Below are 14,110 nucleotides of genomic sequence, written 5' to 3' on the forward strand. Positions count from 1 at the left end.
AACAGTAGGAACCTTTCCCGCTGGCCGGACCGACGGCGGGATCGATGCGGAAAGGCTGGAGTGTGATCGGCATCACGTCCGCTTGCGGAATGCCTCACCCGGTGCCACCGTTGAAGCTACAGTCTTTGAAGTTTCAACTACTTACTCCGAGGAGTGCTCATGACCACCGCCACCACCGCCCTTCCGAACCTGACCGCCGGCACCTGGGCCATCGACCCCACCCACTCGACGGTCGGCTTCGTCGTCCGGCACCTCGTGGTGAGCAAGGTCCGCGGCACGTTCAACGATTTCACCGGCGCGATCACGGTCGCCGAGGACGGCACCCCGTCCGTGCGGGCCGAGATCCAGGTCTCGTCCATCGACACCAACAACGAGCAGCGTGACGGCCACATCAAGTCGGCCGACTTCTTCGACGTCGAGCAGTTCCCGACGGCCAAGTTCGTCTCCACGGCGACGCGTCCGGCCGGCTCGAACTACGTGATCGAGGGCGAGTTCACGCTGCACGGCGTGACCAAGCCGGTCGAGCTCGCGCTCGAGTTCCTGGGCGTCAACCCGGGCATGGGCAACGGCCCGGTCGCCGGCTTCGAGGCCACCACCACCATCAACCGCAAGGACTTCGGCATCAGCATCGAGATGCCGCTCGAGGGTGGCGGCGCCGTCGTCGGCGACAAGATCACCATCAACCTGGAGATCGAGGCCGGCCTCCAGGCCTGATCCACCCCCACCGACAACGCACCCGCTGCGGCTACCTCCCCCGCCCGCAGCGGGTGCGTTCGTTCATGACCCGAGACTTCCCGTCGGCAGCGACAGCGATCCGATCCCGGATGGCTGCGGCGGCTGGGGCAGTAGCGTCAGGTCCCCCGTAGCGGCCACCTCGACCGACCGCTGGCTCACGCTCTCGGCACCGTTCTCGATGTGCCCCATCCACCGGCGCCGGAACGTCGGATCCTCGCCGAGCGTGAGCATCGCGTCGTACCAACCCTGCTGCGACGACACCGTCCACGTTCGCTCGGCGCCGGCCGCGAGCGACGCGGAGTCGCCGGACAACTCGACCGTGACCGCACCGGCGCCGCGGTTGGACACCCGCACCCGCACCGTCCTACCGGCCGCGTCGACCGTCGTGCCCACCTGAACCGCAGCTCCGGGACCGGTCGCCGATCCCGCGAACTCCCGCCGGAAACCGTTGGGGCCGAGCATCGTCATGTCGTAGCGCTCCCCCGGCACCGGGACCGTGTCGGCCTGATCGCCGCGCACGTCGTAGTGCCGCGGCAGCTCGAACTCCCCCGCGTACGGGTACAGCGCCAGGTGGGCGCTCTCGGCGCCCGCATTGCGCATCCGCACCGACAGCTTCCGAGCGGTGGCGTCGAAGTCGACGTCGGCGTCGGGCTGATACGGCAGCGCCCGCGCGGGACGGGTTCCGCTCTCCTGCATCGGCATCCGCTGCTGGTCCGGCGGCGCCGGCTTCCACCGCGGGGTGAGTGGCGGCGCCGGCGGCGGCGCGGTGAGCGACGGCCGCGAGCGCGGATTCGCGAAGTCGAACACCGACGTCAGATCGCCCGCGACGGTACGACGCCACCCGCTGATCTCCGGCTGGGTGAAGCCGAACCGCTCCTCCAGGAACTGGGTGACCGACGTGTGGTCGAACACCTGCGAGCACACGTACCCACCGACGGTCCACGGCGAGACCACCGTCATCGGCACCCGCGGGCCGAGGCCGAGTGGCTTGTCACCGACGTACTCGTCGACGACGCCCCGCGGCGGCAGCGGCGGCGGCACGTGGTCGAAGTAGCCGTCGTTCTCGTCGAAGTTGAGGAAAATCGCTGTCTTCGACCAGGTTTCGGGATCGGAGGCGACAACGTCCAGGATCTTGTAGACCAGCGTCGCGCTCGCCGCCGGCGACGACACCATCGGGTGCTCGGAGTCGGCCCCGGACGGGACGATGTACGAGACCTGCGGCAGCGTCCGTGCTTCGACGTCGGCGCGGAACGCGTCGGCGAGCGTGCCGGGCCGCTCACGGCGCAGCGCCCGGTCGTACAGCCGCCGATCGGCGGCGTCGAGTCGCGCGACGCCCTCGTCGAGGCACCGCAGGATCGTGTCCTGGATGCCGGTGGGCAGCAACGGTAGCGCCGCATACAGCGCGGCGAGCGTGGGGAACTGGTACGGCACCAGCACCGGGTGTCCGAGCAGCGCGTGCACGATCTGCTTGAACCGGACGAAGTATTCGAGGTTGTTGTCGGTGAAGTTGTCCCACTCCTGGTAGGCCCGCCAGCTCACACCGGCCGTCTCGAGCCGCTCGGGCACCGTGGTCCACGTGTACCCGCCGTGCCACGGCATGTACGCGTCGTTGGTGACCGCGCGCGAGCCGTCCGCCTCGAACCCGGTGTAGCCGGTGAACCAGTAGTTACGGTTGGGGGACGTCGAAGTGGGCACCGAGCAGTGGTAGGCGTCGCACACCGTGAACGACTCGGCGAGCTCGAACTGGAACGGGATGTCCTGCCGGTCGTAGTGCGCCATCGTCGCGGCCGTCTTGGCCGGGATCCAGCCGTCGTGCCAGCCGCCCGCGACCGCGGCCTGCCCGCCGACCCACTCGTGATCGAGCGCATCGACGTTCTGGGTGTCCATCCGTTGCGCGCTCGCCGCGTCCCGGATCGGGTACGGCACGACGACCGATTCCCGGTCCGGCTGCTCGTAGACGGTGCGGCCGGTGCGGAGCCGCAACGCGTTCGGATCGCCGAAGCCGCGCACCCCGCGCAGCGTGCCGAAGTAGTGGTCGAACGCCCGGTTCTCCTGCATCAGCAGCACCACGTGCTCGATCGAGTCCAGGCCGCCGGGCGGCACCGGGGCGGCGAGGGCGGCCTGCAGCGACGGTGGCAGCAGCGAGCCGACGGCGGCGGCGCCGACGGCGCCCGCACCCAACGCCATGAACCGGCGGCGAGACATCTCGAACGTCACTGGACCTCCCGGGCACGCGAATCGGACGCAGTCGCCGGAGGCTATCGAAGAGACGCGCTGTTCGGAGGCGAATTCGCCTGATCGACGATGAGTTTCGAGCGGCGGGCCGGTCTGTACCGCAAAAGGCTCCGCGCATCGGGCGGGGAGCGGCCAGAGGAACGGAGCGCGCCATGGCCACCGCAGTCCCCCACACCCACACCAGCCCGACTACCGCCACCGTGTCGTCGCGGGCCCGACTCGTCGGGCTCGTCGTCACCGGCTTGGTGGTGGCGTTCCTGATGTTCGACGCCGGCATCCACCTCGCGAACATCCAACCGGTCCGCGATTCGATGGCCGAGTACGGCTTCCCCGACTACGCGCCCTACATCATGGGTGTGGTGATGCTCGTGTGCCTGGCGCTGTACCTGGTGCCGGTCACGTCGATTCTCGGCGCGGTGCTGCTCACCGGGTACCTGGGCGGGGCGGTCGCGTGCAACATCCTCACCGAGCAGCCGCTGCTGTCGACGATCCTGTCCCCCGTGTACGCGGGAATCTTCGTGTGGGGCGGGCTGTACCTGCGCGACGCCCGGGTCCGCGCGATCATGCCGCTCGTGCGCGACTGACCCGGCGGACCGACCGCCCCTCGCCGCCCCGGTCGTCCGGGGCGGCGGGGGCGGCGGGGGCGTCGACGTGCCACGGACCGGCCCAGGCAGCGGGCGACAGCGTGCGGCATAGGCTGGTCGTCGTGAAGAAGTACCTGCTCGCCGCCGTCGTCGACATCCTCCTGATCCTTGCGTTCGCCGCGGCGGGCAGGAGCAGCCACGAGGAGGCCGCCAGCATCGGAGGTCTGCTGACCACGGCGTGGCCGTTCCTCACCGGTCTCGCGGCCGGTTGGCTCATCACGTTCGGGCTCTACCGCGACAAGTTCGACCCGCTGCGGGCCGTCCCGACAGGTGTCGTCGTGTGGGTCTCGGCGCTGGTGTTCGGAATGCTGATCCGGGTGCTCGTCGGCCAGGGCACCGCGTTCTCCTTTATCCTGGTCGCGGCGTCGTTCCTCGCCCTGTTCCTCATCGGATGGCGGGCGTTGTATCAGACCCTGCGGTCGCGTCGGCCTCTCGCCTGACGTTCCCACTTCCTATCGCTACACCTGCGGCGGGCTGCTGCCCGCCGTCTGCTCGACACGACAGTCCCCGGAGTACCCATGAGTTCGCGAGTCGAACAACTGCCCTCTGCCCCCTCTTCCGACCGAGGCTTCCTCGGGCAGCCGTTCGCGCTGGCGAACCTGTTCGGCGTGGAGATGTGGGAACGCTTCTCGTTCTACGGCATGCAGGGCATCCTGCTGTACTACCTGTATTACACGGTGGCCGACGGCGGATTGGGGCTCGACAAGGCCTCGGCCGCCAGCATCGTCGGCGCGTACGGCGGCACCGTCTACCTGTCGACCATCGTCGGCGCGTGGGTCGCGGACCGACTGCTCGGTTCCGAGCGCACCCTCTTCTACAGCGCCTGCCTGATCATGCTGGGGCACATCAGCCTCGCGCTGATGCCCGGTCTGGCCGGGGTGGGCATCGGTCTGATCATGATCGCGTTCGGCAGCGGCGGGTTGAAGGCGAACGCCACCTCGCTGGTCGGTGACCTGTACGCACCGGACGACGAGCGGCGCGACGCGGGCTTCTCGATCTTCTACATGGGCATCAACCTGGGCGGCCTGCTCGGCCCCCTGCTCACCGGGTGGGCGCAGAAGAACTGGGGCTTCCACGTGGGCTTCGGCCTGGCCGCGGTCGGTATGGCGCTGGGCCTGATCCAGTACACCCTGGGTCGCGGCCGCCTCAACGGGGTCGGCTCGCGCGTGCCCAACCCGCTGCCCGCCGCCGACCGACCTCGGATGATGGTGTCGGCTGCCGTCGCCGTCGTCGTGGTCGCCGCACTGGCACTGACCGGGGTGATCACCGCCGACCATCTGTCCACGATCGTCGTCACGCTCACGGTCGTCGCCGCGATCGCGTATTTCGCGGTCATCCTCACCAGCCGCCGGATCACCGCGCAGGAGCGCAGCCGGGTGTTCGCGTTCATCCCGATGTTCATCGCGAGCGCCGTCTTCTGGTCGTTGTTCCAGCAGCAGTTCACCACCGTCGCGATCTACGCCGACGAGCGCCTCGACCGCAACCTTTTCGGGTGGGACTTCCCGCCGACGTGGGTGCAGTCGATCGAGCCGGTGTTCGTCATCATCTTCGCCGGCGTGTTCGCGGCCGTGTGGACCAAGCTCGGCCCGCGGCAGCCGTCGTCACCGATGAAGTTCGCGCTCGGCACTGGCATCATGGGCCTCGCGTTCCTGTGCTTCATCCCGATGTCCGGCGGCGGCGCCAACAGCGCCCCGCTGCTCGGCCTCGCCGGGATCCTGCTGATGTTCACGTTCGCCGAGCTGCTGCTGTCGCCGGTGGGTCTGTCACTGTCGACCAAGCTGGCGCCGGCCGCCTTCCACACCCAGATGGTCGCGCTGTTCTTCCTGTCGATCGCGCTCGGGTCCAGCCTTGCGGGCACGCTGTCGGGCCACTACAGCCCGGACCACGAGGTGCCGTACTTCGCGACCGTCGGCCTGGCCTCGATCGGCGTCGGCGTCGTGCTCGCGGTGGTGTCGCCGTGGATCCGCAAGCTCATGCGCGGGGTGAACTGACCTCACGCGGTGTCGGCCAACGCCTGGGCGACGAGCACGTCGATGTGCCGGACGACCCGGTCGAGGTGGTCCACGCGACCACGCAGCCCGTCGTGGACCACCGCGCCTTCGAGGAGTAGGAAGGCGATCTCGGTCAGTTGATCCGGGTCGTCGACCCCCGACTCGGCGAGATCGGCCCGGAGCAGTTCCGTCACCTCGTCCTTGCGGGCGAGGATGCTCGTGTAGAGCTCCGGGCGACCGTGCAACTCCGCGGCGGCGTTCAGTAGGCCACACCCCCGAAAGTCGGCGCCGATGGCCTCGACGTGATCGAGGTACGAACGAGGGACGCTCGCGGCGATGTCCGCGGGCGTTTCCGCGGCGGCGCGGCGCGCATCGTAGAGCCCCCGCCACGTGTCGAAGCGGTGCTGGAGGTACTCGGCGATCACGTCGTCCTTGGACGCGAAGTTCTTGTACAGCGACATCCGAGCCACGCCCGCCTCGTCGGTCAGCGTGTTGATGCCGGTCGCGCCTATGCCGTCGCGGTAGAAGCGCTTCTGCGCGACGGCCAAGATCCGGTCGTGTGCGATCCCCACTGGAGAACTCCCTGCTCTCGGCACGATCTGGTGAATAGGTAGACTAGTCTACCTATTCATTCGCGCCAGGGTCTCGACCCGAGGGAGGATCCTCGTGATTCCTGCTGCCGCCGCTCACCACGACACGGCCCCCATCTCGCCGCTCCGGGCGATCACGACACTGGGCGGCGGACTCGTCTTCGTCCTGATGGGGAGCACGCTGACGACGCCGATCTTCGAGCTGTATCGGCAGCAGTTCTCACTGACCGGCGTGTGGATCACCACCATCTTCGCGGCGTACGTCGTCGGGGTGCTCGCCACCCTCATCGTGGCCGGACGACTCTCGAGGCACCTGACAGGCAGAGCGACGGCAGTCGCCGCGGCGATGCTGTCCATCGCGGCGACCGTCGTCTTCGCCACCGCCGGCGGTGTGACGACGATCGGCGTCGCGCGGGTACTGAGTGGCGTGAGCGTCGGCCTGTGCACCGGAACATTGACCGCGATGCTGAAGGACACCCTCCCCTCCCGGCAGGCCGCGGTGGTCTCGTCGGTGAGTATCGCCACCGGCCTCGCGTCCGGACCACTGCTCGCCCAGGCCGCGATCGCGTGGCTACCGGACCCGGCCCACACCGCCTACTGGCTCTACCTTCCGCTTCCGATCGCCGCGTCGTTGTTGTTCGCAACCCATCCGGGGCCCACTCGGGTCCGCACCGCGCCGCCCTCGAAGCCGTCCACGGAACCTCTTGCACGCCAACGGGTCGCGCTGTCGACCGCGACACTGTGCTGTGCCTACGCTCTCAACGGGTACTACCTCGCACTCGTTCCGACCCTGATGCAGCGCAACCTCGCGTCCGGCACCCTGGTCGCGTCGCTCGCGGTGTCGATCCTGCTGGCAACCTCTGCCGTCGGGCAGACCCTCACACGCAGTCGGCCGCACGCCACGATGGAGCGCGCAGGGCTGGCCTGTCTCGCGACAGGCGCGCTCGCCGCCACCGCGGCCGTCGTCGGCGCATCCGCCCTCGGATTCCTCGGCGCGACAGTCGCTCTCGGCGTCGGGCACGGACTGACCACGTCGAGCAGCCTGACGGCACTGCACGCCGCCGTGCCACCGAACCGGTCAGCGGAGATCATCGCGGGATACTTCGCGTGCGGCTACCTCGCCAGCGCCGTGCCCATCCTCGGCGTCGGCTGGCTCGGCGACCGATTCGGGCTCACGTCCGCGGCCGGTGCGTTCTTCGGCATCGTCACGCTTCTTGCCGTCGGATGCCGGATCGCGCTCCGATCAGCGGACCGTCAGGTCGCGGACGTGCCCGGTCTCGTTGACGGATGAAACACGACGAACACCATTGCGCGAGACGAGAACCCGGGTGACCGAGACGTACTCCAGCGGAAACGTCAACGGGCGCGGCAGTTCGAGGATCTGCTGCAGGACGATGTTCACGACGCCGCCGTGGGCGACGACCACGACGGTGTCCTCGTGCCGCGCCTGCGCCACCACGTCCTCGAACGCGCCGAGGACCCTGCTCCGAAAGCTGTTCTCGTCGACGAAGTCCGGCAGGAAGCCGGCGCGGATGCGCGCGAAGGTCTCCGGCATCCGCTCCTTGGCCTCGTGGATCGGGATGTAACTGCCCTCGTGCCGGTCGTACTCAGCGAACCCTTCGTTCACCTCGAGTGCGATTCCCGTCGATTCGACGAGCGGCCCGGCCGTCTCGACGGCTCTGCGCATGGGACTCGTGACCACGCGGGCGACACGGACGTCGGCGAGGGCTCCCGGAAGGCGCCGAGCCTGGCGATGCCCGAACTCGGTGAGTCCGGGATCAGCCGAGCCCTCCGTCACCGAGACGCTCTCCGGCAGTGCGTGTCGAACAAGGATCAACTGCACGATCGATCACCCGGCGCACTGGCGCGCCTACACCTTTCACTACGCACGACGGTTGGGGTATGAGCGTACGGCCGAATGTCACATGCGTTCAGTTGGACTGAACGTATGTGACATTCGGCCACAGCACGTCAGGCCACGTAGCCCGACACACCCGCCCGGCTGAGGACGAGCTTGGACAGCACCGCCCGGTTCGACAACCGCATCACCACGTCGACGAGTTCGACGATGTCGTTCACGGTCAGCATCGACTCGGCGGGGATGGAGTCCTTGGTCCAGTCGGACATGTCGGTGTCGACATAGGCCGGGGCGATGGCCGTCGCGGCGATCCCGTTGCCGGACTGCTCGGCATTGAAGGTCTCCACGAGGGAGATCAGCGCGGCCTTCGTGGCGCCGTACACCGCGAGGTTCGCCTCCGCGTACACCCCGGTGATCGACGACACCGCAACCACTTTCGCGCCGTTGTCCGGGTTGTCCGCGGCACCCTTGCGCAGCAGCGGCAGCGACGCCTGCAGCAGCGCGAAGGGCGCGGTCAGGTTCACCGCCACGGTCTTGTCGAACCGCCGCATCGGGTACTCCCCCACCGCGCCCGCGGAACCGACGCCGGCGTTGAGGACGAGCGCGCGCATGGATCCGAACCGGTCCGCGTGTGCGGCGGCGATCGTCTCGGCGGTGTCGGGGGCGGCCATGTCGGCGGAGACCGCGACCACGTCGGGTGCGCCGGCGCGACGCAGGTCCGCGGCGACGCCCTCGAGCCGCGACGCGTCCCGTGCGGTCACGGTGAGGGCGTAGCCCTGCGCCGCGAGCCGGTGCGCGATGCCCAGGCCGATGCCGCGGGACGCGCCCGTGATCAGTGCACTGTTCGTCATCGTGTTCCCTCTCCCATTGCGGCCAGACCGGCGGCGACGAGCGGCGGTACCGCCTCGTACGCCTGCGCGAATCCGTCTCCCGTGGTGGCACCCTCGCGGTGGCGGTGCGTGATGCCCTCGGCGATCACGGCGAGCTTGAAGTTCGCCAGGCCCAGGTAGAAGCCCCAGTGATCGAGGCTCCGGCCGGTCACGGTGGCGTACCGCTGCGCCATCTCGTCGGGCGACGGCAGCCGGGTGCTCGTCCAGGCCGCGGGCTCGCCGAGGATGACGTCCAGCGCGGGATGCCGGTAGACGCACATCTGTGCCAGGTCGGTGAGCGGGTCGCCGAGCGTCGACATCTCCCAGTCGACCACCGCGACGACCCGGCCGGGGTCGTCGGAGGCGACGAGGGTGTTGTCGATCCGGTAGTCGCCGTGCACGATCGCCGCGTGCGAGGTGGCCGGGATCGACTCCGCGAGCAGGGCGTGCAGGCGCTCGAGGTCGCGCAGTTCACGGGTCTTGACGCGCTCCCACTGGCGCGCCCACAGCGACACCTGGCGGGACACGTACCCGTCGGGTCGGCCGAACGCCTCGAGCCCCACCTCGCGGTGGTCGACGGCGTGCAGCGCGGCCAGGACGCGCACCAACTCGTCCACGCACGAGTCGATCTCGACGTCCGTGAGCCGGTCGAGGTCGTCGACGGTGCGGATCACCCGGCCGTCCACGAACCCGGTGACCGCGAACGGCGCGCCCATCACGGACTCGTCGTCGCACAGCGCGACTGTGGGCGCCACCGGGACCGGCGAGTCCTGCAGCGCGGCACACACCCGGAACTCGCGGGCGACGTCGTGCGCCGACGGCGTCAGACCGGCGGTCGGAGGTCGGCGCAGCACCCACTGCGAGGCGTCGTCGAACACCTTGAAGGTGAGGTTGGACTTGCCGCCGGAGATCAGTTCGGCCCGCAGCTCTCCCCGGGTGGGGACTCCGGCACCATCGAAGAAGCGTTGCAGCGCAGCCAGGTCCAGCCCGTCGAGGCGTGCGGTCGTCACGACTTGCCCTCCTCGCGTGCCGCGCGCTTGGCCTTGCCGACGACGCGCTTGGCCAGCGCCCAGCGGTGCACCTCGGACGGACCGTCGTACACCCGGAAGGGGCGCACCTCGCGGGACAGGCGTGCGAGCGGCAGGTCACCGGAAACGCCCATGCCGCCGCACATCTGGATCGACCGGTCGACGATCCGGAAGATCGCCTCGGAACCGAACGCCTTCGCGATGGACGTCGAGTCCGATCCGCTCTCGCCCTGGTCCAGTTCCCAGCACGCGCGGGTCAGCAGCGCGCGGGTGGCCGCGATGTCGATCTCGTTGTCGGCGACCATCTTCTGCACCATGCCCAGGTCACCGAGCCGCGACCCGAAACCGTCGCGTCGGGCGACGTACTCGACCGCGACGTCGTGGCCGCGGCAAGCCGCACCGAGCCACCGCATCACGTGCGTCATGCGGGCGGGCCCCAGCCGGACCTGCGCATACGCGAAACCCTCGTCGACTGCGCCGAGCACCGCGTCGTCGGGCACGAACAGGTCCTCGAAGAACACCTCGCAGTGGCCGCCGATCATGGCCCGGTCGAGGGTCTCGATGTGCCTGCCCACCCGGATGCCGGGTGCCGACGCCGGCGCGAGGAACATCGTCGCCCCGCCGCGGTCGCCCGGCGCACCGGACGTGCGGGCCATGATGATGAAGAACCCGGCACCGTCGGCTCCGGTGATGAACCACTTGTGGCCGTTGATCTTCCAGCCACCGGGCGCCTTCTCGGCGCGGGTCGTGAGCGCGGAGGGATCCGATCCTGCGCCCGGCGCGGGCTCGGTCATCGCGAACGCGGAACGTACCTCGCCGCGCGCGAGCGGGGCCAGGAACTGTTCCTTCTGGGCCGGGCTCGCGACGTGCGCGAGCAAGTGCACGTTGCCTTCGTCCGGTGCCGCGATGTTCAGCGCGGTCGGGCCGAACAGCGAGTAGCCAGCGGCCTCGAACACCGGGGAGCGATCGCTCATGTCCAGGCCGAGGCCCCCGAACTCGACGGGCGCGTGCGGCGCCAGCAGTCCCCTGCTCGCAGCCTCCGCCTGGAGTTCCTTGCGCACCCCGTCGCCGCCGGCCGCCGTGATGTCACCGGCGTGCTCGTCCTCGATCGGCAGGACTACGTCCCGCACGAACTCCCGGGTGCGCTCGACGAGGTTCTCCACCTCGGGCGAGTACGACAGATTCACGGCCACGTCATACCTCCACGTCTCCCGACCGAACGATCGCTCGGTCGCAGGTACCGTCGCACAGTCGAGGCGATAGGTCAAGGCCCGGACGCCCGCACGAGGCCGCGAGCCGGCCGAGATTCAGACATTGGAAACCAATCGGTCGCTATCATTGTTTGGGGCGGGCCCTCCACACACCCGTCGCCGACGAACACTGTCTTCGACAAGGAGCCGACGTGACCACCAGTCCCGATCGCACGCGGGTCGAGTTCCCCGGGATCAGCTCTCGCGCATGGGAACACCCCGCCGACCGGGCTGCACTGGTGACCCTGCGGTCGCTCAAGGGGTTCGACACCATCCTGCGGACCCTGTCGGGGCTGCTGCGGGAGCGCCAGCACCGGCTGATGTACCTGGCCACTTCGATCCGCGTCGACGAACGCCAGTTCCCGGATCTCGACGAACTCCGTCGAGACTGCGTCCGGATCCTCGGCGCCGACGAGACACCCGAGCTGTTCGTCCTGCAGTCGCCCGCGGTCAACTCGTTCACGATCGGGATGGACAAGCCGTTCATCGTCGTGACGACCGGGTTGCTGGACATCATGAACTACGAGGAGCAGCGCTTCATCGTCGGCCACGAACTCGGCCACGCCCTGTCCGGGCACGCGGTGTACCGCACGATCCTGCTGCACCTGATGCGGCTGGCCGGAACCATCGGCTGGGTGCCGGTCGGCGGGTGGGCACTTCGCGGGATCATCGCGGGGCTGATGGAGTGGCAGCGCAAGTCCGAGCTGTCCGCCGACCGCGCGGGATTGCTGTGCGGCCAGGACGTCCACACCGCACTTCGCGTGCAGATGAAGCTTGCCGGAGGTTCACGGGTCAGCGAGATCGACCCGGACGCGTTCCTCGCGCAGGCCGCCGAGTACGACGCGAGCGGCGACCTGCGCGACGGCGTGCTCAAGCTCCTCAACGTCGAACTCATGTCGCATCCGTTCTCGGTGTTGCGGGCGGCGGAGTTGAAGCGCTGGGTCGACGGCGGCGAGTACGCGCGCGTGCTGCGCGGCGAGTACCCGCATCGCGCGACCGACGACGAGGCCAGCATTCGCGACGAGTTCCGCAACGCGGCAAAGACTTACAAGGACAATTTCGACCAGTCGGACGATCCGCTGATCCGCACACTGCGCGACGTCGGAGGCGGACTCGGTGACGCCGTCGGCGCAGTCGGCCAGGGCGTGGGCGACGTCGCGGCCGACATCAAGGACCGTTTCACCCACTGGCGCAGAAGCTCCCAGAACTGACGGCTCGCGCGCTCAGCCCGCGCCGACGGATCCTCGGGCGACCTCGAGGTAGCGCTCCACCAACTCGTCGGGTGTCAGCGGCCCATCGGGGCGGTACCACGTTGCCACCGCGACACACATCGTGGTGACGGCGCGGCTCGCGTCGCCCGGATACGGTGTGCGGAAGGATCCGTCGTCCACTCCGGACTCCACGATCGCGTCGAGGATCCGCTGCTGCTCGTCACGCATGCCGACGTACTCCGCACGGATCTCCGGCTCCATGCTGCGCATCTCGGTCGAGGCGACGAACGCCTGCTCGCGCCGGAACATGTGGAACCGCAGCAGCGATTCGACGACGGCGTCGAACTGTTCGCGCGGCGACGGCCCGGCCTCGGCGAGCGCGCGTCGGCTGCGGTCGAGCAGGTCGGCCATGATGACCCGAGTGATCCCCACCAGCAGCGCTTGCTTCGACGGGTAGTGGTGGTAGAGCCCGGGCACCGACAGTCCGGCCCGCGCGGCGATCTCTCGAATCGACGCGCCCTCGTACCCGCGCTCGGCGAACAGTTCGAGCGCCGCCGTGAGCGGACCCGGCAGCGCCGCCGCCTCGTAATGCCGCCACGAGCCAGGTACAGAGTCCGATGTCATACCCACACCGTATTCACGTGGTCGCACGAACACGCCGAGCCACCCTCACCACCTCACGAAATAAATAGTAGGTCTTGCCAATGATTGGCATACGTGTGTAATTTCTCGAACCATCACTTCGCTACAGCGCACGGGGAGGCCGACGATGATCCAGGAACTGTCGTACATCGGAATCGCATCACCGAGATTCGAGGACTGGCGGGCCTACGGCCCCACCCAACTGGGCGCGATGCCGGCCGACGACGGACCCGACGGCGCAGTCCGTCTCGCGGTCGACGACGTCGACTACCGCATCGCCATCCATCCCGGCGATCACGACGAGTTCCGCTACGCGGGTTGGGGATTGGCGAACGAGACGGACCTGCGCCAGTATGCCGCGCACCTCCGGGCCAACGGCGTCGACGTCCACGAGGGCGACGACGCGCTCGTGGCCGAGCGTCAGGTGGCCGAACTGGTGTGGTTCGAGGACCCGTGGGGCATCCGGCACGAGCTGAGCTGGGGCAAACTCGCCACGCCGCTCTCCTTCGTCCCCGGTCGCCCGATGCGCGGCGGCTTCGTCACCGGCGACCAGGGGCTCGGGCACGTCGTGTTCCAGGTCCCGGATCTCGACGAGGCCAACCGCTTCTACGTCGACATCCTCGGATTCCGGCTGTCGGACCGGATCTCGACCGACCGCTACACCGTGCGCTTCTACCACGTCAACGGACGCCACCACTCGCTCGCGCTCAGCGAACTGCCCGGATTCGTCGGCTTCAATCACCTGATGCTCGAGGTCGCACACATGGACGATCTCGGAACCGCGATGGACCTCGTCCACGAGACCGGCACCGAGGTCATGCAGACGCTGGGCCGGCACACCAACGACCTCATGACGTCGATCTACATCGACACCCCGTCGGGAATGCAGATCGAGTACGGCCACGGCGGACTGGTGGTCGACGACCTCAGCTGGGTGGCGCGCACCTACGACCGGCCGAGCTACTGGGGGCATCGCCGGCCGGCCCGGACCCGGTCACGCGTTCCCGGCATCGTCCGACCGGTGGGGTCGACGCCGGCGCCCGCCGGCGTCTGACAC

Annotated in this window: 14 protein-coding genes; 7 read left to right on the forward strand and 7 right to left on the reverse strand. The window is 69.0% G+C overall.

Going from position 1 to position 14,110, the window contains the following annotated elements:
* The first annotated feature begins 159 nt into the window (after window positions 1–159).
* Window positions 160–714 carry a YceI family protein gene (locus tag ACQ5DX_RS20325; RefSeq protein WP_430334284.1) on the forward strand — a complete coding sequence of 185 codons (555 nt, stop codon included), beginning with the start codon at window positions 160–162 and terminating at the stop codon, window positions 712–714.
* A gap of 63 nt (window positions 715–777) precedes the next feature.
* Here ACQ5DX_RS20325 and ACQ5DX_RS20330 read toward each other — a convergent pair whose 3' ends face one another.
* Complete coding sequence (locus ACQ5DX_RS20330; RefSeq protein WP_430334285.1) at window positions 778–2,952, reverse strand: phosphocholine-specific phospholipase C; 2,175 nt, start codon at window positions 2,950–2,952, stop codon at window positions 778–780.
* 170 nt (window positions 2,953–3,122) lie between these two features.
* On the opposite strand from ACQ5DX_RS20330, the gene ACQ5DX_RS20335 reads away from it, so the two are divergent.
* The 3 genes from ACQ5DX_RS20335 to ACQ5DX_RS20345 all read left to right on the forward strand — a co-directional run bounded on the left by ACQ5DX_RS20335 (window position 3,123) and on the right by ACQ5DX_RS20345 (window position 5,605).
* Window positions 3,123–3,554: a DoxX family protein gene (locus ACQ5DX_RS20335; protein ID WP_430334286.1), complete on the forward strand. Its 432-nt coding sequence runs from the start codon at window positions 3,123–3,125 to the stop codon at window positions 3,552–3,554.
* Window positions 3,555–3,676: 122 nt separating this feature from the next.
* Entirely contained in the window at window positions 3,677–4,054 is a 378-nt protein-coding gene (locus ACQ5DX_RS20340) for a DUF3054 domain-containing protein (protein WP_430334287.1), read from the forward strand.
* A 78-nt stretch (window positions 4,055–4,132) separates the two neighbouring features.
* Window positions 4,133–5,605, forward strand: coding sequence for a peptide MFS transporter (locus tag ACQ5DX_RS20345; protein ID WP_430334288.1), 1,473 nt, complete (start codon window positions 4,133–4,135; stop codon window positions 5,603–5,605).
* A gap of 2 nt (window positions 5,606–5,607) precedes the next feature.
* Here ACQ5DX_RS20345 and ACQ5DX_RS20350 read toward each other — a convergent pair whose 3' ends face one another.
* Window positions 5,608–6,177: a TetR/AcrR family transcriptional regulator gene (locus ACQ5DX_RS20350; protein ID WP_430334289.1), complete on the reverse strand. Its 570-nt coding sequence runs from the start codon at window positions 6,175–6,177 to the stop codon at window positions 5,608–5,610.
* 94 nt (window positions 6,178–6,271) lie between these two features.
* Between ACQ5DX_RS20350 and ACQ5DX_RS20355 the strand changes: the two genes are divergently transcribed.
* Window positions 6,272–7,486, forward strand: coding sequence for an MFS transporter (locus ACQ5DX_RS20355; RefSeq protein WP_430334290.1), 1,215 nt, complete (start codon window positions 6,272–6,274; stop codon window positions 7,484–7,486).
* Here ACQ5DX_RS20355 and ACQ5DX_RS20360 read toward each other — a convergent pair.
* From ACQ5DX_RS20360 to ACQ5DX_RS20375, 4 genes are all read right to left on the reverse strand, one after another.
* On the reverse strand, window positions 7,439–8,038 hold the full coding sequence (locus ACQ5DX_RS20360; RefSeq protein WP_430334291.1) for a histidine phosphatase family protein: 600 nt from the start codon (window positions 8,036–8,038) through the stop codon (window positions 7,439–7,441). The two genes, ACQ5DX_RS20355 and ACQ5DX_RS20360, sit on opposite strands and share 48 nt — an antisense overlap.
* A gap of 128 nt (window positions 8,039–8,166) precedes the next feature.
* Entirely contained in the window at window positions 8,167–8,904 is a 738-nt protein-coding gene (locus ACQ5DX_RS20365; protein ID WP_430334292.1) for an SDR family NAD(P)-dependent oxidoreductase, read from the reverse strand.
* Window positions 8,901–9,932, reverse strand: coding sequence for a phosphotransferase family protein (locus ACQ5DX_RS20370; RefSeq protein WP_430334293.1), 1,032 nt, complete (start codon window positions 9,930–9,932; stop codon window positions 8,901–8,903). The genes ACQ5DX_RS20365 and ACQ5DX_RS20370 overlap by 4 nt, the downstream gene beginning before the upstream one ends.
* Window positions 9,929–11,143 (reverse strand): acyl-CoA dehydrogenase family protein, encoded by a 1,215-nt coding sequence (locus tag ACQ5DX_RS20375; RefSeq protein WP_430334294.1) that lies wholly within the window; start codon window positions 11,141–11,143, stop codon window positions 9,929–9,931. The genes ACQ5DX_RS20370 and ACQ5DX_RS20375 overlap by 4 nt, the downstream gene beginning before the upstream one ends.
* A gap of 209 nt (window positions 11,144–11,352) precedes the next feature.
* Between ACQ5DX_RS20375 and ACQ5DX_RS20380 the strand changes: the two genes are divergently transcribed.
* Window positions 11,353–12,411, forward strand: coding sequence for a M48 family metallopeptidase (locus tag ACQ5DX_RS20380; RefSeq protein WP_430334295.1), 1,059 nt, complete (start codon window positions 11,353–11,355; stop codon window positions 12,409–12,411).
* 12 nt (window positions 12,412–12,423) lie between these two features.
* On the opposite strand, the gene ACQ5DX_RS20385 is transcribed toward ACQ5DX_RS20380, so the two are convergent.
* Complete coding sequence (locus ACQ5DX_RS20385; RefSeq protein ID WP_430334296.1) at window positions 12,424–13,035, reverse strand: TetR/AcrR family transcriptional regulator; 612 nt, start codon at window positions 13,033–13,035, stop codon at window positions 12,424–12,426.
* Between the two features lie 145 nt (window positions 13,036–13,180).
* Here ACQ5DX_RS20385 and ACQ5DX_RS20390 point away from each other — a divergent pair, with 145 nt between their 5' ends.
* Complete coding sequence (locus tag ACQ5DX_RS20390; RefSeq protein WP_430334297.1) at window positions 13,181–14,107, forward strand: VOC family protein; 927 nt, start codon at window positions 13,181–13,183, stop codon at window positions 14,105–14,107.
* Window positions 14,108–14,110: the final 3 nt, after the last annotated feature.

This window comes from Rhodococcus sp. ACT016 (assembly GCF_050477185.1).
In the GTDB taxonomy this organism is placed as follows: Bacteria; Actinomycetota; Actinomycetes; order Mycobacteriales; family Mycobacteriaceae; genus Prescottella.

What these genes read in the sequence shown, in the direction of transcription:
- ACQ5DX_RS20325 (WP_430334284.1), top strand. Translation starts at nt 160, where the DNA reads ATGACCACCGCCACCACCGCCCTTCCGAACCTGACCGCCGGCACCTGG.
- ACQ5DX_RS20335 (WP_430334286.1), top strand. Translation starts at nt 3,123, where the DNA reads ATGGCCACCGCAGTCCCCCACACCCACACCAGCCCGACTACCGCCACC.
- ACQ5DX_RS20345 (WP_430334288.1), top strand. Translation starts at nt 4,133, where the DNA reads ATGAGTTCGCGAGTCGAACAACTGCCCTCTGCCCCCTCTTCCGACCGA.
- ACQ5DX_RS20365 (WP_430334292.1), bottom strand. Translation starts at nt 8,904, where the DNA reads ATGACGAACAGTGCACTGATCACGGGCGCGTCCCGCGGCATCGGCCTG.
- ACQ5DX_RS20385 (WP_430334296.1), bottom strand. Translation starts at nt 13,035, where the DNA reads ATGACATCGGACTCTGTACCTGGCTCGTGGCGGCATTACGAGGCGGCG.
- ACQ5DX_RS20390 (WP_430334297.1), top strand. Translation starts at nt 13,181, where the DNA reads ATGATCCAGGAACTGTCGTACATCGGAATCGCATCACCGAGATTCGAG.